The organism is Sphingomonas sp. GW822-FHT03G08 (assembly GCF_058801135.1).
Genome location: NZ_JBXAMZ010000001.1, coordinates 1988640 through 2009173, shown reverse-complemented (window position 1 = coordinate 2009173; position 20534 = coordinate 1988640). Strand labels below are relative to the sequence as shown.

Annotated in this window: 15 protein-coding genes; 7 read left to right on the top strand and 8 right to left on the bottom strand. The window is 64.6% G+C overall.

What is annotated here, in order from left to right; translation table 11 throughout:
• The 3 genes from AC1RJ5_RS09130 to AC1RJ5_RS09120 all read right to left on the bottom strand — a co-directional run bounded on the left by AC1RJ5_RS09130 (position 1) and on the right by AC1RJ5_RS09120 (position 2795).
• Positions 1-990 (bottom strand): FecR family protein, encoded by a 990-nt coding sequence (locus tag AC1RJ5_RS09130; RefSeq protein WP_493112894.1) that lies wholly within the window; start codon positions 988-990, stop codon positions 1-3.
• Positions 991-1029: 39 nt separating this feature from the next.
• The gene (locus tag AC1RJ5_RS09125) at positions 1030-1506 is read right to left on the bottom strand and encodes an RNA polymerase sigma factor (protein WP_269574161.1); all 477 of its coding nucleotides are present in this window, start codon (positions 1504-1506) and stop codon (positions 1030-1032) included.
• Positions 1507-1670: 164 nt separating this feature from the next.
• Positions 1671-2795: a TIGR03032 family protein gene (locus tag AC1RJ5_RS09120; protein WP_493112892.1), complete on the bottom strand. Its 1125-nt coding sequence runs from the start codon at positions 2793-2795 to the stop codon at positions 1671-1673.
• 297 nt (positions 2796-3092) lie between these two features.
• Between AC1RJ5_RS09120 and AC1RJ5_RS09115 the strand changes: the two genes are divergently transcribed.
• The 5 genes from AC1RJ5_RS09115 to AC1RJ5_RS09095 all read left to right on the top strand — a co-directional run bounded on the left by AC1RJ5_RS09115 (position 3093) and on the right by AC1RJ5_RS09095 (position 14160).
• Entirely contained in the window at positions 3093-7499 is a 4407-nt protein-coding gene (locus AC1RJ5_RS09115) for a beta strand repeat-containing protein (RefSeq protein ID WP_493112890.1), read from the top strand.
• 273 nt (positions 7500-7772) lie between these two features.
• Positions 7773-8510 carry an RNA polymerase sigma factor gene (locus tag AC1RJ5_RS09110; protein WP_269574165.1) on the top strand — a complete coding sequence of 246 codons (738 nt, stop codon included), beginning with the start codon at positions 7773-7775 and terminating at the stop codon, positions 8508-8510.
• Positions 8507-9517 (top strand): FecR family protein, encoded by a 1011-nt coding sequence (locus tag AC1RJ5_RS09105; RefSeq protein WP_493112888.1) that lies wholly within the window; start codon positions 8507-8509, stop codon positions 9515-9517. The genes AC1RJ5_RS09110 and AC1RJ5_RS09105 overlap by 4 nt, the downstream gene beginning before the upstream one ends.
• 57 nt (positions 9518-9574) lie before the next feature.
• The gene (locus AC1RJ5_RS09100; protein WP_493112886.1) at positions 9575-12493 is read left to right on the top strand and encodes a TonB-dependent receptor; all 2919 of its coding nucleotides are present in this window, start codon (positions 9575-9577) and stop codon (positions 12491-12493) included.
• A 20-nt stretch (positions 12494-12513) separates the two neighbouring features.
• Entirely contained in the window at positions 12514-14160 is a 1647-nt protein-coding gene (locus tag AC1RJ5_RS09095; RefSeq protein ID WP_342249971.1) for an FAD-dependent oxidoreductase, read from the top strand.
• Positions 14161-14408: 248 nt separating this feature from the next.
• Here the strand turns inward: AC1RJ5_RS09095 and AC1RJ5_RS09090 are convergent, their stop codons facing one another.
• From AC1RJ5_RS09090 to AC1RJ5_RS09070, 5 genes are all read right to left on the bottom strand, one after another.
• Entirely contained in the window at positions 14409-14924 is a 516-nt protein-coding gene (locus AC1RJ5_RS09090) for a (R)-mandelonitrile lyase (RefSeq protein ID WP_493112884.1), read from the bottom strand.
• Positions 14921-15343 (bottom strand): carboxymuconolactone decarboxylase family protein, encoded by a 423-nt coding sequence (locus tag AC1RJ5_RS09085; protein ID WP_493112882.1) that lies wholly within the window; start codon positions 15341-15343, stop codon positions 14921-14923. The genes AC1RJ5_RS09090 and AC1RJ5_RS09085 overlap by 4 nt, the downstream gene beginning before the upstream one ends.
• Positions 15340-16503: an alpha/beta hydrolase gene (locus AC1RJ5_RS09080; RefSeq protein WP_493112880.1), complete on the bottom strand. Its 1164-nt coding sequence runs from the start codon at positions 16501-16503 to the stop codon at positions 15340-15342. The genes AC1RJ5_RS09085 and AC1RJ5_RS09080 overlap by 4 nt, the downstream gene beginning before the upstream one ends.
• Positions 16504-16507: 4 nt before the next feature.
• Positions 16508-17599, bottom strand: a complete 1092-nt coding sequence (locus tag AC1RJ5_RS09075; RefSeq protein WP_342249967.1) for an alpha/beta hydrolase — start codon at positions 17597-17599, stop codon at positions 16508-16510.
• An 84-nt stretch (positions 17600-17683) separates the two neighbouring features.
• Positions 17684-18541: an aldo/keto reductase gene (locus tag AC1RJ5_RS09070; RefSeq protein WP_493112878.1), complete on the bottom strand. Its 858-nt coding sequence runs from the start codon at positions 18539-18541 to the stop codon at positions 17684-17686.
• Between the two features lie 193 nt (positions 18542-18734).
• Here AC1RJ5_RS09070 and AC1RJ5_RS09065 point away from each other — a divergent pair, with 193 nt between their 5' ends.
• Positions 18735-19628, top strand: coding sequence for a LysR family transcriptional regulator (locus AC1RJ5_RS09065; RefSeq protein WP_269574173.1), 894 nt, complete (start codon positions 18735-18737; stop codon positions 19626-19628).
• A gap of 341 nt (positions 19629-19969) precedes the next feature.
• Positions 19970-20530: a TetR/AcrR family transcriptional regulator gene (locus AC1RJ5_RS09060; protein WP_493112876.1), complete on the top strand. Its 561-nt coding sequence runs from the start codon at positions 19970-19972 to the stop codon at positions 20528-20530.
• The last annotated feature ends 4 nt before the right edge of the window (positions 20531-20534 follow it).

The window sequence follows — 20534 nt, the reverse complement described above, 5'->3', positions numbered from 1 at the left end:
CTAGTTCGGATTCCCGTCCGCTGCCGGTGCGAAGGTCCAGCCATCGCCATCGCGGCGGGCGGAAACGCCGAGTACGGCCTCGAGCCGCGAGATCACGGCCTCGGCCGAACCGTCCAGGTTGATCGACCCCGCGAAGTGCCGGCCTGCCAGGTCCGGTGCCAGCCGGATGCGAATGCCCGTCCGCCGGCTCACATCGGCGATGACGCGGGCGAAGGTGACGTCGTCATAGCTCAACGCGCCGCCCTGCCGTTCGGAGCCTTGCCCGGCCACCAGGCCGGTCGGGTTGCCCGGTGCCGCGCCGTTCGGGATGACGCTTCGCTGCCCGGCCCGGAGCTCGACTTGCTTGCCGGCCGCGCGGATCGCCACCGATCCCTCGGTGACGGCGACGGTGGTGGCATCCGTCCCCCGATCGATGTCGAACCGCGTGCCAAGATCGGTGACTTCGACAGCGCCGGCGGTAACCGTGAAGGGATGGGCGGCGTCATGGCGAACCTGGAAGCTCGCCTGACCGCGGGTCAGGCGCACCGCGCGCGGATTGGCGGGCAGGAATCGGACCTCGCTGTCGCTGCGCAAGGTCACGCTGCTTGCATCGCCGAGCGCGAGCATCCGAACCTCGCCCGTTTTGGTGCCGACGATCTGCTCAGGCGTAGGGCTCGGTTGCTGCAGGAACCAGGAGGTGCCGAAGGCCAGCGCTGCCACGCCGGCGGCGAGCGCGGCCATTGCCCAGCCGCGGTGCGCGGGGCGGCGCGCTTCCTCGACGGGGTCGGCAAGGTCGCCCTTGATCAGCGTGAAGCGGTCGCGTGCCGGCACCGCGGCGATGGCGAAGGCGGCGTCGTGCGCGCTGCTGACGGCGCGATCGAACAGCACGGCGTGGTGCGGATCCGCGGCCAGCCATTGCTCCAGCGCTTCCCATTCGACGAAACCGGGCGCGTCGGCTCGGATTGCCCAGGCGACCGCCTGTTCCTCGGCGTCGGACAGTTGCTTGCTCATCCTCGGCATCTCCTCGCGCCGATGACGCCATGGGCCGCTCTAAACCGCATCGCTGTCGTCCCTCAAGCGGGCGAGCGCCGCATAGCTCCGGCGCAGATCCTTCTCCACCGTGCTGATGCTGATCCCCATCTCCTCGGCGATCCGCCGCTGCTCGATCCCGTCGACCCGGTAGCGGGTGAAGATGCGCATCGCCCGGGTGCCGACTTCGGCGAGCGTCCGCTCGACCTGATGCAGATGCTCGCGCGCGAGCAGGGCACGCTCGGCCATCGGTGCCTCCACCGCTTCGGTGATGCCCTGGGTGAAGCTCCAGTCCTGCTCGCGGTCCCGCCCCCGCGAAGCGCCTCTGCGGGTATCGAGGACTAGCCGGTGCGCCATCTGGTAGAGATAGGCGAGGGGAACATCGACTTCGGTACGGACCTGCTGGACCTTGATCCAGAGCTCCTGGGTGAGATCCTCGGCGCTGTCGGTGCCGCAGCGTATCGCCAGGAAGCGGGCGAGCGCATCCCGGTGCTGCATGAATGTCGCGACCAGTGTGTTCTGACTTTCCCCCTGCACCCTTCGCCCGCCATTGACCCGCAGTGGCACCCTGCTTTCGCAATGCTGCGGTGCAGCAGAGCCTTTCCGCCGGGCAACGTCAAGCACATTGCCGAAATGTGCCCGGCCCGGCCCAGCCCCGCCGCTCACGCGGCTTGCGAGAGCGGGGCGCTGTCCAGCAGCGTGGCGTCGAAGCTGATCGTGCCGCGCATTTCGGGGGTGTCGGGGCCCACCGCCATCGGGCAGGCGACGCCCGGCATCGCCGTCACGTCGAACAGCTCGGTGATATGGCCCTCCAGACGAATCCACTCGACCAGATTGCCGGTGGCCAGGTCGACGATCAGCAGCCCGCACCATGCTTCCGCGTCGCGCGCCTTGAGTTCGCCGTCGAGCGAGAGGTGCTTGAACGTCCCGTCGCGAGGTTTGGAAACGGTCACGATCGCATGGCCGTCATGGATCGTCATCCCGCGCAGGAAGCCCGGGCAGAAGGCGATGTCGCGTTTTTCGCCGGTCCGCGGATCGACTTCGATGATCTGGCCGCGGCCGCTGTCCAGCGCATAGAGCCGGCCGTCCACCACTCGGGGGGAATGCGGCATCGAAAGCTGGTCGGTGACGATCCGGCCGGTCTGGACTTCGACGATCACGCCGCCTTCGTGCCGACGCTCTCGCCAGCCGGTCAGCACGTCCGATCGGCTGACCGCGGTCGCATAGGCGGGGCGGCCATCCGCCATCGCCATGCCATTCAGGTGGCAGCGGTCCTCCGGCGCCAGCTTCGAGATGAAGGGCGGTTTCCAGATCGGCTTGAAACTGTGGGTCAGGTCCGGGGTACACAGGCAGCTATATTTGGTGTTCACGAAGATAACGCGCCCATCGCTGTCCACGCCGAGCTCGTGGATGTCGATGTCGCCCGTCGTCTGGGCATTGCGCGGCACCAGCACCATGTCGAAGGTCTCGTTGCCGCGCTCGCCGGGGCGCAGCATGTTCTCCAGCCGCCATACCTGGCAGAGCGATCCGAGATAGAGTCGGCCGTTCGACCAGGACAGGCCCATCGCGCGGCTGAAATTCTGCTGGTTGAACGAGACGGTGCCGTTCGGCTGTCGCCCGACCAGGAACAGCTGCCCGGTCTGATAGGACGAGAAGGCCAGGCTGGTGCGGTGCGTCGCCAGCCAGGCGCCGAGCCCGCGCGATACGCTGATCTGCGATGTTCCCGGCGCAGGCGCGGGGGGTGCCGCGTCCGGCGCGCTCGCGGCTCCCGTGCTCGCCGGTGCCATATTCCCTGCCGCTTCTTGCGCCGCCTTGGTCATTTGTCGCGTCCCCAAGCCTGCGGGCACGTCGCACCCGCGCGATTGTCACTATTTTGAAAGACGCCGTCACGGCGCTGTAACCTTGCGCCAAATCGCCCTTGCGCGACATTTTTTTGCATTCCGTAATTTTTGGCTTTTCGAAGGTTGCCGGGCGCAAGGCTCGTTCGGCGACACGGCGTCACAGGATCGTAACCTGACGCCCCGGCGTCCATGCTGGAGATCCCGATGCCCCTTATGGTTCGTGCCGCCGCTCCGCAGGCTCGCATGCCGAAATCCTCTCCGTCGAAGCGCATTCTCTGGGGAGCCAGCGCCGGCGCCCTCGCCGCGCTGCTCGCCAGCAGCCCGGCGCTTGCCCAGGCGGACCAGCAATGCGGCCCGGTGGTCGCTGGTACCGTTCAGTGTGCGCCCGCCGACGACGCGCATCCGACCGGCGTCCGCTACGATCTCACTGCGCTGCCGCCCCAGGATCTCACTGTCGTCGTGCCGCCGGAGACCGTGATCTCGACCGTGGATGACGAGACCGCCGGCATCAGCGTATCCACCGGCGGCGGTGCGATCACGGTGTCCGCCGCGGGCTCGACCGTGCAGACCGCGGGCTGGCGCAGCACCGGCGTGCGTGCGGTCACGGCCGCGGGCGACGTGACCGTGGAAGCCGGCACGGTCACCACCAGCGGCTATCGCGCCGAGGGTATCATTGCCGATGCCGGTAATGGTGGCAGCATCAGCATCACCGCCGACCAGGTCAGCACCTCGGGCGAGGCGGCGTTCGGCGTCCGGGCGAACACGCCCGATGGCGACATCGCGATCCACACCGGAGTGGTCTCCACTTACGGTCTCGGCGCCGATGCGATCTATGCGGCGACCAGTCACGGCAACACCACGATCGAGACCGGCGCGGCCTATGCCTGGGGCGGCTCGGCACGTGGCATCGTCGCCTATGCGTCGGGCACTACCACCGTGCATGCGGAATCGGTCGGCACTTCGGGCGGCGGCTACGGCACGGAGGCCGATGCGACGGCGGTGACCGCGATCGGCACCGCGGTCGATATCGCTATCTCGGGCGGTGTGCGCACCAATGGCGACTATGCCACCGGCATCTTCGCGCGCAGCAACCTGGTTTACAGCGACGACGAGGTCACGCCGACGATCAGCGTCAGCGCAGGCTCGGTCTCGACGTCGGGCGCCTTTTCGGACGGCATCGTCGCGCTCAACTATTCCGAAAGCGGCGCGGTCCACGTCGATGTCGGGTCCGTCGATACCCGCGGCCCGGCCTCGTTCGGCATCTATGCCGGCGGCAATGGCGATGTCTCGGTGCAGACCGGCAACGTGACGACGCTGGGCACGGGGTCGCAGGGCGTGCACGCGGTGAGCTTCGGGGGCGACATCACGGTCACCACCGGCAATATCGCGACCAGCGGCGAGAATTCGCACGGCGTGTACGCGATCAACTACAGCGAGGGCTCGGTCACGGTGAAGACCGGCGACGTGAAGACGCGCCGCGACTATTCAATCGGCATCGGGGCACTGTCGATCGGCGACGTCTCGGTCGATGCCCATTCGGTGCAGGTGAGCGGCTATGGCAGCCAGGGCATCGTCGCATACAGCGTGGCCGGCTCGGTGGACGTCCAGGCGGGAACCGTATCCACCCTCGGCGGTAAGGGTACCGGCATCGGCGCCTACAGCTTCGCCGAGGGCGAGACCGCCCATATCACGGTGGGATCGGTGGAGACGCGCGGCGACTATGCGGTCGGTGCCCTGGCGCTTTCGGGCGGCGGGATGGCGAGCATCGACGTAACCGGCACGATCACCACGGCGGGCGAACACAGCGAGGGGATTGCGGCATCGGGCATCGCGCTCAACGGCGGGGACGCGGTGGTCATCAATGCCACCACGGTGATCACCACCGGCGGCGGTGCGCGCGGCATCTCGGCGAGCGGCTCGCTCGGTGACGTCCGGGTCAATGTCGACAAGGTCATCACCTCGGGCGATCTCGGCGGCGGCCGGCACTCAACCTGGGCGGAGGGGATCCTCGCCAGCACCTATAGCGGCACGATCTTCATCGATGCAGGCAGCGTCGAGACGTCCGGGCGCGGTGGCGCGGGCATCGACGCCCAGGCCAATTTCGGCAACATCGCGATAAAGGCCGACGCGGTTAGCACCGCCGGGATTCACGCGCCGGCCATCGTCACCGCCGCCATGGACGGCTGGACCACGATCGAAGCCGGTACGGTGAAGACCACCGGCGACGATTCCGAGGGGATCATCGCCCGCGCGATCCCGATGGACATCTATTCCGACGTCGATCGCAGCATCTCGATCAAGGCGGAATCGATCGCCACGACGGGCAACCGCTCGGATGCCGTCTATGCGGTGGGCGCGGGCGCGATCACTATCGATGCCGGCACCATCACCACCACAGGCACCGATGCCCGCGGCGTCTATGCTGCCAGCGTCTATGACGATGTCCGCGTCATCATCGACAGCCTCAAGACCACCGGCGTCGGTGCCACCGGCATCTTCGCCCTTTCGCCCTATGCGAATGTCAGTGTCGAGGCGGGCAGCGTAGAGACGCGCGGCGACGCTACCGATGCGATCCGCGCGGGCGGTCTGAATTCATCGGTCACCGTCCAGACCGTCATCGTCGCGGGAGCAGACTCACGGGCAGTCGATATCCTCGCCGCCGGCGGAGACGCGGTGCTGAAGGCCGGCACGATCACCGGCTCGGGTGACGGCAATATCGGTGCCGTGGTCACCAGCTATGACGGTGACACCTCGATCCAGGTCGACCGCATCACGCTCACCGGCGCCGGCAGCATTGGCATCGCCGCGAGCGCGATCGGCGGGAACCTGACAGTCTCCAGTGGCGCGGTCAGCACGACCGGCACCGCGATCGACGCGATGGCTAGCGGCGATGTCGGGATCACCGTCCGTGGCGCGACCAGGTCGCAGGGGGACGCGATCACTGCCACCGGCAACAACATATCCCTGACGATCGCCGCCGGCGGTAGCGTTTCGGGCGTCAACGGCGTCGTCGTCAGCGCGCAGACCTATGTGCCGCCCGCCGAGCCGGGCGACGGCGAGGAGCAGGGCCTGCGGGCGGCCGCAGATCCGATGCACCGCTTCACGCTGACCAATGCCGGGCTGCTCGAAGGCGGCAACGGCTATGCGCTGCGCGTCGACGCGGGCACCGCGACGATCGCCAACAGTGGCACGATCAAGGGTCGCCTGCTGCTCGGCGACGGCGATGATCTGCTGACCAATACCGGCCTGTTCCTCGCTACCGCGGACAGTGATTTCGGTACCGGCAATGACCGCTTCGTCAATCAGGGCACCGTCCGCATCGGCGCAGCGGGTGCGCCTGCCGCAAGCGTGACCTTGCTCGGGCTCGAGCGGTTCGAGAATGCCGGCGGCACGATCGATCTGTCGAACGGCCATGCCGGGGACACGTTCACCCTCCCGAAGGACTATGTCGGCTCGAACGGTGCCCGCGTTGCACTCGATGTCGGCAACGGCACGGCCGATCGGCTCGTCATCGGAGGCGCTGCGACCGGCTCCACCGCCGTGCTCCTCGCAGATGTTGGCAATGCCAACGCCGTCCTGACCGGTCAGGCACCCATCGCGCTGATCCAGGCCGGCGCGGGTTCCTCGGCCAATGCCTTCACCCTGGCAGTCAGCGACATTGGCCTGGTCCATTACGATCTCGGCTTCGACGCCGCGAGCGGGAAGTTCCTGTTGCGCAATGCAGCGGGCACGCCGGTCTACCGCCTGGCCAGGCTGAACGAGGCGCTGGCCAATGCATGGAACCGTGGCACCGACACCGTCGCGACGCATCTCGCCGGCGTCCGGGATGGGGGCACGGCCCAGCCCGGCGCGCTCTGGGGCATTTTCGGCGGCGGCTCCGAGCGTATCCGCCAGACCCGCTCTATCAACGGCAGCGATACAGCAGTCGGATACCGGCAGGACGAGGTGGAAGCCCGGATCGGCTACGACTTTGGCGGCGGCAATGCCGGGCGGCCGGGCTTCGGCATTGCCGGCGGCTATATCAACTCGAAGGTCAATTTCTCGGGCAGCGCGGCCCATGCCACTGCCGACAGCTTCGACCTTGGCGGCTATGGGCGTCTGTCGAGCGGCCGGTTCTTCGCCAATGGATCGGTGAGCGTGGCCTTCCATTCGCTCAAAGTCGTCGATCGGTCGCTGGGCTATAGCGACGACGTCTCCGGACGTAGCGTCGGCGCCCAGGCGGAGGTGGGTGCCCGCTTCGGTAAGGGGGTCTTCTTTGTCGAGCCCTCGGCCCGGCTGTCCTGGTCGCACACCAGCCTCGACGACATCACCGCACTAGGCCAGACGGTGTCGCTCGACAGTTTGAACAGCGTGCGCGGCACCTTTGGCGCGCGGCTGGGGGGCGCGGCCCATCTCGGCTCGACGTCGGCGACCTTCTATGGCGGTGTGCACTATGTGCATGAGTTCGCTGGTAAGAGTGCCGCGACGCTGTTCAGTAGCGCTGCCAGCGACGCGATCACCGGACCAGCACTGCCTGATCAGCTTCGGACGTCGATCGGAGCCAGCATTCGCGGCGCTGGGCCGCTCAGCGGATTTATCCAGGCGGAAGGAGCTTTTGGGTCTGGCCGTCGCGGAGGCGGCGGGCGCGTCGGTATCCGGTACGGATTCTGATTGCCATTGGATCGATTGCCGCCGCTGCGGCGGCAATCTGTGCCAAGGAATTGCGGTTCTGCGACGATGCCGTTCTCATCACCCTTTTCACGCCTGGCGTTCGCAGGAGTATCGCCGCAAAGCGGCAGGAGCGCCGCGTAAACGCCGTTGTCGAGGCCGCATTGCGTCCCTGTATTGCCATCGAAATTGCTGACCTCTTCGCGGATCGCCCGGAGGCCGTCGAGGCGCCCTTGAGTGATGGTTAAATCGTAAGAGACGGTGCGGTCGGAATTCATGACGTTCCTGCCGCACTTCATCTGCGGCGGCCTGCAGCATGTCCGCGTGTCCGATTTGCCCGAATGTCATCGGCATACGTTTTTTGAGTTACAGTTCCGCTCGCCAGGATTGTCTGAGGTCAGCAGAGCTGCCGCGATCCGTGGCAACGATCGGATTGAGCAATTGGACAGGGATAAGGCGGTCCGAACCTGGTTCTGTGAGGAGGTGCTTCCCCTTGAAGGGGCGCTGCTGCGCTTCATAAAAAGAAACTGGCCTAGCACGGACGATGCGACCGATCTGATGCATGACGTCTACGAGCTTGCAATCACCGGCGCCCGGAATGCTATTCCACACAATACGGCGGGGTTTCTGTTCACCGTCGCGCGCAATCACCTGATCAACCGCGCAAAGCGCGCCCGCATCGTTTCGTTCGAGCTTGTGGCAGACCTCGAGACCATTGCGCCGGAGATCGACATATTCGAAGCAGAGCGTCAGTTGCATGCGCGTGACGCACTGCGCAGAGTGCAGGCAGGCATTGAGAAGCTGTCGCCGCGCGTCAGGGAGATCGTGCTGCTGCGCAAGGTCGAAGGGCTCGACGTCGCTGAAACGTCGCAACGGCTCGGGATCGGAAAGGATGCGGTCAATCACCAGCTTGCGATGGGGATGAAAGCGCTGGCCGACCACATGCTTGGGGGCGCGGGCAAGATCGTCAGGCGCAGATATCCGGCGCAACGGGCGAAGAGGGGCGAGTCGTGAGCGACGCCGGTTCAGCCAGAGACCGCGCCGCCCGCTGGATTCTCGCGCGCGAGCAGCAGGGTTGGTCCGATACAGACCAGGCGGCACTAGATGCGTGGCTCGAGGAATCCGACCTGAACAAGGCGGCCTATTGGCGCCTCGAGCACAGCTGGAGACAGGCCGATCGCATTGCTGCACTTCGAGATGGCAGTCCTGCGGTGGCGGCTAAGCGTGGACACGCTTTTCGGATAAAGCCCCGGGTCTTGAGCGGCTTGATTGGCCTCGCTGCCTCGCTGGCCGCAATCATAGGCGTGGTCGTTCATGACGGACATCGGAGAAACGCCGAAACCGGCAGCGTAGCTGCCGCTACCTTCACGACGGACGTGGGTGGCCACCGACTGGTCGGGCTCGCCGATGGCAGCCGCGTCGAACTGAATACCGATACCCGGGTCAGGACGGCGGTGGGCGGCGGCGGCCGTGCGGTGTGGCTGGATAAGGGCGAGGCATTTTTCGAAGTGGCGCACCGTGATGGGCTTCCGTTCGTGGTGCACGCCGGGTCCCGTGAAATCACCGTGCTGGGTACCAAATTTTCAGTCCGGCGGGTTGGTGGCAACGTGGTGGTCTGGGTGCGCGAGGGGCGTGTGCGCGTCGATACTGCGGAACATGCCAGCGCGGCTCGCTCGGCGATAGTTACCGCCGGCGGCGTTGCGCTCAGCGATGGTGCGGCAACGCTGGTGACTGCAGCATCACCGGAACGCCTGGATCAGGCTCTGGCCTGGCGCGAAGGCATGCTGGGCTTCGATCACGAACGGCTTGGCGACATTGCCCTCGAGTTCAACCGCTATAATCGCAAAAAGATCGTCATCGCCGATCCGGCCGCCGCGAACATCCGTATCGGCGGCACTTTCCCGGCGTCGGAGCCGCGCGCGTTCGCACGGTTGCTCCGCGATGCCTATGGGCTCGAAATCGCGGAAACGGACGTGGAAATCAAAATTCAGAAAACTGCATTACAGCCGGCCGATCGTTGATTGTCCTAATCCCTGGAGACGGGCGGCTATGGAGCACCCGCACAAAAGGGGAAGAGGATGAGGTCCACCAGCCTCGCTGCGGCGCTTGCCGCCAGCACCTGCATGTTCGCGATTGCGGCGCCGGCTCAGGCGCAACAGCGAAACTTCGACATCCGGCCAGGCACCCTGAAGGCTGCTCTGGACGCATTCGCACGACAATCGGGCAGGCCGGTGATCTACCGTGTCGAGGACATCGCCGGCTTGAACAGCGCCGGATTTCGAGGTGCTGCCTCTTCCGAAGATGCTCTGGCTGCGTTGCTGCGCGGCACGGGGTTCGGCAGCCGGAATGGCGAGGCTGGCGCGATCGCAATCGTGCGCGTGGGAAACGGACAGGCCGCAGGCGCTAGTTCGCCTTCCGGGGAGAGCTCCCAGGTCGAGGCATCGCCGGATGCACCCGAACAGGCAATCGTTGTAACCGGAATTCGTGGGTCGCTGCAGCAGTCGATCAATGTGAAGCGCCGTGCCGACAGCATCGTCGACGTTATCACCGCGCAGGACATCGGCAAGCTACCCGACCAGAATGTCGCAGAATCGCTGAGCCGCGTCACTGGCGTGCAGATCAGCCGGCGCGAAGGCGATGGCTCCACCTTCACGATCCGCGGCATTTCGCAGAACCGGCTGGAAATCAACGGCCGCAATTTCATCGGTCCGGGCAATGGCGGCAACGCGGCGCTGGAGACGATCAGCCCCGAAATCCTCTCCTCGATCGTCGTCGTGAAATCGCCGACCGCGGATATGCCGGAGGGCGCCCTCGGCGCGACAGTCAACCTGCGGACCAAGCGGCCACTGGAACTAGCCGATCTTGTCGTCGCGGGAAGACTTCAGGGCGCCTATGCCGACCAGGCCGACCATGTCGGCTATCGCGGGTCGGCTCTGGTCTCCACCAGGCTCGGTGACCGGTTCGGCCTGCTTGCCAGTGTCGCTTATTCAGACACCAAGACACTGGGTTACACCTTCGACAGTGGCGGCTGGACCCAGACCGGCGCCATCGACGGCAATGGCGACGGCATCGACGATCCCGGGCTCTTTCGGCCGAACCGTTTCATGGCGCGCGTATTCGACCGCACCGAGAAAAGGCTGACGCTCAATGGCACCGCGCAGTGGCGGCCGACGGACGAACTGGAAGTCATCCTCGACGCCACCTACAATCACCTCAAGCGTCGGCGGAACAGCGTCAACTACCAGGTGCTGTTCAACAATAATGACACGGCCGCCACGGTGAACGAAAAGGGCACCGTGGTTGCGGGCACCTTCACCGGCGTGACCGTCCGCCCGCTGATCTATGACGAACCGACCGACCTGAAATCGACGCTACTCGGCGGATCGGTGAAATGGGAAAATGATCGGGCACGCGTCACCCTCGACATGTCCTACAGCCGCGGCAAGGGCAGCGATGGTGGTCCGGGCGCGTCCTTCGCCTATGTTGTGGTTCCGCGCGCCGGGAACGTGGCGAATGCCAGCTATGACTTTCGCGGCGGCAATGCCGTGCCGGACCTGTCGATATCGGCCAACTTCAACCCGAACGATCCCGCGCAGTATCAGCTGCTGTCGATCTTCGACTATGACGCCGTCACCGACAACAGGGGCTATGACGCGCGTCTCGACTGGAAGTACAAGACGGAGTGGGGCATCCTTGCCTCGGTCGAGACGGGCATGCGCTACGAGCGCGTCGAACTGCTCGCGGCCGACCCGCAAAACCTGCCCGTGGCCGCGAGCCTGTTGAGCAGGGGGGATCGCAACGGCGACGGCATCCTGACTGTCGATGAGCTTCCGGGCCTGAGCTATGGCAAAGACTATGGCGCGTTCTTTCCGGGCGTCGCCGGAAACTTCCCGCGCGATCTGCTTGGTGGCGAGCTCGACAAGCAGGCCGCCCGTGAAGGGCTGGGGCTGGCGGCCCCCAATCCCTATGACACCAGCATCACGGTGGGGCCGACCTCGATCAAGGATGTGACGCAGGAGACGCTCGGCGCCTATGTGAAGGCGAATTTCGCGGGTGCGCTGGGCGCTATCGACTATACCGGCAACGCCGGCGTCCGATACATCGAGACTGCACGCTCCACGCTGGGCTATCTGTCGGCGACCCAGACTAACGTCATCAAATCGGATTTCGGCTACTGGCTGCCGAGCGCCAATCTGGCGGTCAACTTCAACAAGGATCTTACCCTGAGGCTAGCCGCCGCCAAGGTGGTATCGCGACCCAGCCTCAATCAGGTCAGCGCCAGCTTCGTTCCCAATACCGTCTCGATGACCGGATCACGCGGCAATCCGGGCCTGCGGCCGTTCGAGGCCATGCAGGCCGATGCGACGCTGGAATGGTACTTTGCGCAGGCGAGTTCGCTGACCGGCGCGGTTTTCTACAAGAAGGTCGATTCTTTCACTGTCAACACGGTCAGCCGCGAGTTCGTGCCCGGCTTCTCGGAGCGTTTCGGGCTGTTCGATATCTCGCAGCCCCAGAATGGCGAAGATGGCAGCATCAAGGGGTTCGAACTCGCCTATCAACAGGCCCTGCGCTTCCTGCCCGCGCCCTTCAACGGTCTCGGTGTCCAAGCCAACTATACCTATGTCGACAGCCGCACACCGCTCCGGGACGCGATTACCGGCGCGCGCCTGCCGCTTCCGGGGCTCTCCCGCGACAGCTTCACGCTGATCGGCTATTTCGAGGACAAGACCTTCTCGGTGCGGGCGGCCTATACCTATCGCAGCGAGTATCTGAACAGCGTCGGCGGCGCGGCGAGTGGCGGCAACAACTATGTCAACGGGCGCGGGCAGCTGGATGCCTCGGTGCAGGTCAATCTTACTCCCAACCTGCGTCTGACGCTCGAGGGGATCAATCTTACCAAGGAAATCGACTCCCAATATCTGGGCGAGCCCGATCGGCTGACCTTCTCCGCGCGTGAGGACCGCCGCATCTTCTTCGGCCTAGCCGCGAGCTTCTGAGCAGAGACGAAAGGGAAAACATGATCGAGCGCACGCTCTGCCGCGCCTTGGCAGTCGCCTGTATCGTCCCTGTCACCTTGGGTACGGGCGTACCGAATGCGATGGCTGCGCCAAATCGCGCTGACATAGTCATCTATGGCTGCACTTCGGGAGGTGTGATCGCCGCCATCGAAGCGCGGCGCCTGGGGCGATCCGTCCTGCTGGTATGTCGCGAAGACTATCTCGGGGGCATGTCCACCAATGGTCTGGGATGGTCGGATACCGGCAATCATCGCGCGATCGGCGGCCTGTCACTCGAATTCTATCGCAAGGTGAAGCGCTATTATGACGACCCAAAGATGTGGGTGCACGCGCCCAGGCCGGTTCGCGCCGAGAATTTCGTCGATGGAGAGGCGATGTGGCAGTTCGAACCCAGGGTCGGCGAGCGGATCTACGAGGATTGGGCGCGTGCGACGGGAGTGACGATCGTCCGCAACCAGCCGCTCGATCGCTCCAGGCTGGGAGTCCAGGTCGCGAACCGGCGCATCGTCGCTTTCCGTTCGAGGACGGGGCAGAGGTTCGAAGGCAAGGTCTTCATCGACGCCACCTATGAAGGAGACCTGATGGCAGGTGCCGGTGTCCGGTTCGCGGTCGGCCGGGAAGCCAATGCGACCTATGGCGAGACGCTGAATGGCGTGCAGTTGAAGAACACGACCAACCACCAGTTCACGCTCGACATAGATCCCTACCGGGTTGCCGGTGATCGCTCGAGCGGGTTGCTGCCGCGGATCAGCGCTGAGAGCCCGGCGCCTGACGGGACAGCCGACGCCAGGATCCAGGCTTACACCTACCGGATGTGCCTCACCGACGTGCCGGCCAATCGGGTGCCCTTTTCCAGGCCCCAGGGCTATGACGCCGGCCAGTATGCGCTCCTCAAGCGCTATATGGATGCGGGTTACCGCGACTTCTTCCGCAAGTTCGACCGGATCCCGAATGGCAAGACCGACACGAACAACTTCGGCGCCTTCTCCTTCGACAATATCGGGATGAACTATGGCTATCCCGAGGGCAGTGACGCCGAGCGACGCGAGATCGCGCGCGAGCACAGGGTCTATCAGCAGGGGCTGCTCTGGTTCATGGCGAATGATCCCGGAGTACCGGCGGAGACGCGTGCGGAGATGTCGAAATGGGGCCTCTGCAAGGACGAGTTCGCGCGCAATGGCCACTGGCCCCGGGAAATGTACGTGCGCGAGGCGCGCCGCATGGTGTCCGACTTCGTGATGGCGGAGCCCCACCTGCGAGGTACCCGCCCGACGCCGCGACCGATCGGGATGGGCTCCTACAACATGGACTCGCACAATGTGCAGCGGATCGTCGATATGCACGGCTTCGTCCGCAACGAAGGCAATATCGAGGTGAGCCCCGGCCGGGCCTATCCGATAAGCTATGACGCGATCGTCCCGCGCAGGAGCGAGGTCACGAATCTGCTCGTACCTGTGGCACTATCGGCGTCGCATATCGCTTATGGATCGATCCGGATGGAGCCGGTCTTCATGATCCTGGGCCAGTCCGCATCGGTCGCTGCCTCGATCGCGATCGACGACCGGTTGCCGGTGCAGGACATCGATTACGCGAAACTTCGCGGGCAACTGATAAAGGAGGGGCAGACCCTTGAGCTCGCCCAATAGTCTGCAGGCATGGTTCCGCCCATCTGGCTTTGATGCTGGTGGGATTCCCAATCTGCGGGATCATCGGTGGCTTTCCGCGGCCTTCAACCAGCAGGCGGCGGTCATTGCGGACTTTGACATCTGAAGGCCCCGGAAGCGGTTTACTGGCGACTATAGTCGGAACATAGACTTCCGGACCTGGGGTGCCGTGTGCCGACGAGCGATTGCGATGGTCGTCCGTCAATTGCAAAGGCGTCGTTGCTGGAAACTCATGGTGTTCCGTTGCCCAGACTCACGGCGTCGGCATATTGAGTGTCACTGACCTTTTCCATCCAAGTGACCGAGCGATTGCTCCTGGTTTCGGCGATGGCAACGTGAGTCATGGGCTCGGCCGCCGAGGCGCCGTGCCAGTGCTTTGTCCCCGGCGGAATCCAGATCACGTCTCCGGGGCCGATAGCCCGCGCGGAATGCTGCCATTCCTGTACGAAACCATGTCCTTGGAGGACGATCAGCGTCTGCCCTAGTGGGTGGGTGTGCCAGGCAGTCCGTGCGCTCGGTTCGAACATGACGGTCGCTCCGCCAACGCGCGCCGGAGACTCCCGCTGGAAGCGTCCCTGAACCCGAACCCTGCCGGTGAAGTTATCGGGCGATCCCTCGCTTGAAGGACCAGAGCCCGCCCGGATGACCGAGACGCTTTCCTGGTTCGGATCATTCGTTCCGGCCATTGCCAATGCCGAGAGCGAGGTCAGCCCGAGGGCGATGAATGTGCATGTCGCCCACCTCATTTTGCGTTGAAAACTTCACGCGCGATGCCGACGGCGGTGATCGCGTTGGGCCAGCCCGCATAGAAGGCGAGTTGTGTGATCGCCTCCACCATTTCAGTCTCCGTGACTCCGTTCCGACGCGCGAGCTGCATGTGCGAGCGCAACTGGTCGGGGCGGTTGAGCGCGATGAGCGCGGCAACCGTGATAAGGCTGCGATCCCGTTTCGCGAGACCGGGGCGCTCCCACACGTCGCCGAGGAGAACGTTATCCGTCAGCTCGGCCAGCTTGGGGGCAATGTCACCCATCAACTGCTGGGCGCGAGACGGCTGCTTGTCGGCCGCCTCGCCGCTGGTTTGCGCATGCGCCATCGCCGATAGTGTCCCGGTCAGAAGAAGGCTCGCGCCCGCTGTTGCGAGCTTGATTGTGGTGCTGAACTTCATGCCTGGCGCCCCTGGGAGTCCACATCGCTTGCAAGACTGGTGTCGAAGAAAGGCGTGAGCTTGCCCATGGCGGCATCGACATATCGCGGGACCCAATATGTCTCGATGTGCGTGGCACCCTCGATCAGAAACAGCTCCTTTGAGGCGGTGCCGGTTGCCTTTGCGAAGGCGTCGTCGGTCATATAGGCGCTGTCGGCCCTGCTGCCGGCGATCATCAGCAATGGTTGGTCGATGAGCTCGATCTGGTCAGTGGCATCCCACCGCATCAGGTCCATCAGGCTGCTAGCCGTATAGGTGCCGCCGGAATTCGGATAGGCGCCCGAATTGGGATGCCCATGGGTCCGCTCGTAATAGACCGCACCCTCGCGGTACATCTCGAAAGGAAGTGCCGCGATCTGGGCATCGGTCAGTGGCGCACCTCCGCCGATATATTGAGACTTGCCGCCCGCCGCTTCCCGGGCGCGCGCGTTCGACGCCTGGCGCAGTCGCTGCTGGATCGTGGCCAGTTGCGAGTCCTGGAAGCCATTGCGGCGCACGCGCCCAGAATTGAACATGCTGATCGTCGCGACGGACTTGAAGCGCTTGTCGACCTTGGCCGCCGCCAGCGAGTAGCCACCGCCGCCGCAGATCCCGAGCAGGCCGATCCGCTCGGCATCGACGCCAGGGTAGCGGGTGATGAAATCGGCCGCGCCATGGATGTCCTCGGTGCGATATTGCGGCTTGTCGGTGTTGCGTGGCGCGCCGCTGCTCGCGCCCTGGAAGGCGGCATCCATCGTGATCGTGACACAGCCTTGCTCGGCGAGGCGCTGCGCATAGAGACCCGCGACCTGCTCCTTCACGCCGCCATTCGGATGCGCGACGACGATCGCGGCATAGGTACGGCGCGGATCGTAGCCCGCCGGCGTGTAGACGTTTGCGGCGATCTCCCGTCCGAGATGCTCATATTTGACAGGGTGGATGTTGACCTTGCCGGGTTCGTTCCCGGTCAGCGCGCCTGCATAGACGAGGGAAAAGGGGTTATCGCGGTAGTCGAGTGGCTGGGCCGCGGGTTCAGCGGATGCGTCGTGCATGAAGGGCGCTCCTGTCGAGGCTGAGGCGAGGACGAGCGCGGACACCTCAAGGAATCTGCGCCTGCTGTGATCGATTGTTGGGTTGGCCATGGTCTCAGTCCTCTCGATCCAGCTTCTTCTCGGCCAGGAATCGCGAGATCTGGTCCGCGATCTGAACATTGTTCAGGTCCGACATCATGAAGTGCGTGTTGCCGCGAATGCCGATCTCCGGGAGGTGTACTACCCGCGCATCGCCGCCGTGCCGGTTTATCGCCGCGACCCAGAGCTTCGCCATCGCGAGACGGACGCGCCAGTTGTCACGCCCGCGCTCAGCGGTCGGCGAGGTCGGGATATTGTCCCCGTAATAGATCACGATCGGGATGCGCGTGAGCTTCGCGAAATCTTCAGCTGAGACGGCCTGCGGCTTGAGCGTGCCGGCCACACTGGGCATTTCGGGCGGCAGTTCCGATTTCGGGAAGACGAACCCGCTTCCCGGCTCGATTGCAACGACAGCCTTGACGTTCGCGCTCTTGATCGCCGTTAGCCAGCCTGGCTCGCCGCCCTGCGAATGCGAGAACAATATTGCTGGGCCTGTCCTGTCGAAGAGTGCCGCCATGGCCCTCGCAATCACCTGAGCATCATATGGGCCAGTGTTTGGCGTCAGCGATCGGAAGAACTGATCCATTGCTTCGGGGCCGCGCGCGGCCTGCACGCCGTCGAAGTAGTTCGGCCAAGCACCGAAACGGAACTGATCGAAAAAGAGCTGATCGTTAGGCGTCGGCTCGATGGCCGTTGCGACCATACTGGCGCCGGCGCGACCGCGCCGAGGTTGGTCGACCAGATAGACGGGGAAGCGTCGGCGCAGGAAGATCGTCTGGAAACCCTCCCGGCCGTCGGGCGTCGTCTCCCAGCTTCGGCCCGATACATAGGCGCCGTGCAACATGACGATCGGCAAGGCACGCCGCCGCACCGGGACCTGGTAGAAGGCGTAGAGGTGATCGCCATGGAAGCTTTGGCCCTGGGTGGTCGGGGCGTTGTTCACGAAGGTCCCGGGCGCCTGTGATACCGTCTCGCCGACTGCAAAGCTGCCCTGCTGCTGGATGACCAACGGCTCGGCCGGGCCATTCGCGGCTGGGCTTGCACCGGCCGGCGCGTTGGTGCCGCACCCCAGAAGCAGGATAGCGAGAGACCCTTTCCAGAAGTTCACGAGCAATTCCCTTCGAGTTGGCGGGCGGTTCGTGGCGATGTGCGTGTCACGCCCCGAGGATCGGAGCGATGGAGCTAAGCGGACTCAGAGCTTGCGCGTGCCGAGCCACTTCACCATCGCGGGATCGCGGTGGTCGAAGAAGCTGCTCGCCTTCTGGTCGAGCGCACCGATGCGGGCGATGTCCTCGGCATCGAACGCGAAGTCGAAGATCGCGAAGTTCTCGGCCATGCGCTCCTTGCGTACCGATTTGGGGATCGCGACGATGCCGCGCTGGATCAGCCAGTGCAGCACCACCTGCGCGATGCTCTTGCCGTGCTTATCGCCGATCGCCTGGAGAACCTCGTTGCTGAAAAGGCCGTTCTTGCCTTCCGCGAACGGTCCCCAGGCCTCTGGCTGAACCCCATATTCGCGGAGCAGCGCCTGCGCATCGGCCTGCTGGTGAAAGGGATGGATCTCGATCTGGTTCACCGCGGGCGTGATTTCGTTGTGAAGCACGAAGTCGAGCAGCCGGTCGGGATAGAAGTTGCTGACGCCGATTGCCCGGACGCGTCCAGCCTTGTGCATCTCCTCCATCGCGCGCCAGGCGCCATAGACGTCGCCATAGGGCTGGTGGATCAGCCAGAGGTCGAGATAATCGAGCTGCAGCTTATTGAGGGAGCGTTCCAATGCCGCCTTGGCGCCCTCATAGCTCGCGTCCTCGATCCAGAGTTTGGTCGTGACGAACAACGCTTGGCGGTCGATGCCGTGGTTTCGGATCGCTGCGCCAACCGCTTCCTCGTTCCCGTAGGACGTCGCGGTATCGAGCAGCCGATAGCCAACATCGATCGCATCGCGCACGCTGCGCTCGCATTCGGCGGGATCGGGCACCTGGAAGACGCCAAAACCCAGGATAGGCATCTCGACGCCGTTGTTCAGCGTCACGTTCGGGGGAGTGCTGGTCATGTCTTCTCCTCAATCGGTCAGCGACGGACCAATTGCCCATGGGAGCGGCATAGCACCCGTACTGCGCTCGACGGCGGCGGCTGCTTGTCGCGATGGGAGCTATGTAACCCGAACCGGTTCTACGGATTAGACAGGGCAAATCGCTTGGGTCTATGACTCGGTGTCATGAAACCTGACGTACGGGCGACGAGACATGCGGCGTGAAGAACTGGGCAGCCTGGCGATGTTCCTGGCCGTCGCGGAAGACCGCAGTTTCACCAAGGCAGCCGCCAAGCTCGGCATCTCGCAGTCGGCACTCAGCCATTCTATGCGACGCCTGGAGGCGAGCCTCGGGCTGCGTCTGCTCACCCGAACGACGCGCAGCGTCGCGCCGACCGAGGCAGGCGAGCGGCTGATCGAGACGCTTCGCCCCGCGCTGGACGATATCGACGACAAGCTCGCCGCCCTGACCGAGCTTCGCGATCGTCCGGCAGGCACGGTGCGCATCACGGCGGGATCCCATGCCGCGCGGGCGGTGTTGTGGCCGGTCATCGATAGGCTGACCACCGAGAATCCCGACATCAATGTGGAGGTGAGTATCGAAGGCGGGCTCGTTGACATCGTCGCCGAGCGGTTCGACGCTGGCGTCCGGCTTGGCGAAAGGCTCGAGCAGGACATGATCGCGGTCCCGATCAGCCCGAAGCTGCGCATGGCCGCGTTTGGCGCGCCGTCCTATTTCGCTGAGCGCGGAATACCCGGGACACCCTATGACCTTGCCGCCCACAGCTGCATCAACCTACGCCTGCCTGGGTCCCGGGCTCTGTACGTGTGGGAGTTCGAGCGGGACGGCAAGGAACTCAGGGTCAAGGTCGAAGGTCAGTTCGTGTTCAACGATGTTGACCTCATCATGACCGCCGCGCTCGCCGGCCACGGGATTGCCTTCCTCCTTGAAGATCACGTGACCAGCCATGTCGCGGAGGGGCGACTTCTCCGCGTCCTGGAGGATTGGTGTGAGCCGTTCGACGGCTATTACCTCTATTATCCCAGCCGGCGGCAACCTTCGCCTGCGTTCAGCCTCTTGTTGAACGCCTTGTGGCATCGCGATTGAATGGTTCCCGGCACCGGCTCATCCCTGGACGTGACGGTAGTTCACAGCCTCCCGTCTCGCCGGCACCGGTGAGAACCTCGATCGCCGCGCTCATCGTGGCGATCGTTCAAACAGGCGCTTGAGGCTGGGATAGAGAATGAAGGGCGATCGCCCGATCTTCACGGTCTCTTCTGGCACGAGGCCGAAGGGAGGGCGCCGCGCCAGCCGAGGGCAGTGCAGCGACAGGCTGGGCGGTCGCCGGATCTGCTCCTGCGCGCAAATCTATTGAACAGTGTAAAGTTCAGGGGCAGGTTGGCCCGGTGGCACGCCGGTCCGATCATACCCGGGACGAGCTCCGGACCATGATAGTCCATGAGGGGCATCGTCAGATTTCAGAAGTCGGCTTTGCGCGGTTCTCCGCGCGCGAGGTGGCGAAGCGGATCGGCTACTCGATCGGCACGGTCTACAATGTGTTCGGCAGCCACGACATGCTGATCGTGGCGATCAATGCGCGCACGCTGGCGCAGTGGCAGGCGCATGTCGAGGCGCGCCTGGCTGCTGCGATCAGTAACCGGCTGCGGGTGCTGGTGGAGGCCTATTTCGAGTTCGCCATCCTGCACCGCCATGCCTGGACGGCGCTATACGATCACCGGCTGCCCGACGATGTCGAAGCACCCGAATATTATCGCGACCATATCCGTTCGCTCACCGGGATCGTGCGCGACGAGATCGCCGCCGCGCTGCCGGCCGAGCGCCGGGACGAAGCGGACGCTCTGACGCGATCGCTGCTGGCAACGGTGCACGGCCATTGCTTCTTCACGCTCAACGGCACCTTCGCGCTGCTCGGCGAAACCGATCCGCTCGACACCGTCCATGCCCGCGTGCTCGAGGCAATTCGTTGCGCCCCCTTTACAAGTAAATAGACAC

Excerpts from the sequence above, each read along its gene's own strand:
- AC1RJ5_RS09130 (WP_493112894.1), bottom strand. The coding sequence starts at position 990 with ATGAGCAAGCAACTGTCCGACGCCGAGGAACAGGCGGTCGCCTGGGCA.
- AC1RJ5_RS09125 (WP_269574161.1), bottom strand. The coding sequence starts at position 1,506 with ATGCAGCACCGGGATGCGCTCGCCCGCTTCCTGGCGATACGCTGCGGC.
- AC1RJ5_RS09120 (WP_493112892.1), bottom strand. The coding sequence starts at position 2,795 with ATGGCACCGGCGAGCACGGGAGCCGCGAGCGCGCCGGACGCGGCACCC.
- AC1RJ5_RS09115 (WP_493112890.1), top strand. The coding sequence starts at position 3,093 with ATGCCGAAATCCTCTCCGTCGAAGCGCATTCTCTGGGGAGCCAGCGCC.
- AC1RJ5_RS09110 (WP_269574165.1), top strand. The coding sequence starts at position 7,773 with ATGACGTTCCTGCCGCACTTCATCTGCGGCGGCCTGCAGCATGTCCGC.
- AC1RJ5_RS09100 (WP_493112886.1), top strand. The coding sequence starts at position 9,575 with ATGAGGTCCACCAGCCTCGCTGCGGCGCTTGCCGCCAGCACCTGCATG.
- AC1RJ5_RS09095 (WP_342249971.1), top strand. The coding sequence starts at position 12,514 with ATGATCGAGCGCACGCTCTGCCGCGCCTTGGCAGTCGCCTGTATCGTC.
- AC1RJ5_RS09090 (WP_493112884.1), bottom strand. The coding sequence starts at position 14,924 with ATGAGGTGGGCGACATGCACATTCATCGCCCTCGGGCTGACCTCGCTC.
- AC1RJ5_RS09085 (WP_493112882.1), bottom strand. The coding sequence starts at position 15,343 with ATGAAGTTCAGCACCACAATCAAGCTCGCAACAGCGGGCGCGAGCCTT.
- AC1RJ5_RS09080 (WP_493112880.1), bottom strand. The coding sequence starts at position 16,503 with ATGGCCAACCCAACAATCGATCACAGCAGGCGCAGATTCCTTGAGGTG.
- AC1RJ5_RS09070 (WP_493112878.1), bottom strand. The coding sequence starts at position 18,541 with ATGACCAGCACTCCCCCGAACGTGACGCTGAACAACGGCGTCGAGATG.
- AC1RJ5_RS09065 (WP_269574173.1), top strand. The coding sequence starts at position 18,735 with ATGCGGCGTGAAGAACTGGGCAGCCTGGCGATGTTCCTGGCCGTCGCG.
- AC1RJ5_RS09060 (WP_493112876.1), top strand. The coding sequence starts at position 19,970 with ATGATAGTCCATGAGGGGCATCGTCAGATTTCAGAAGTCGGCTTTGCG.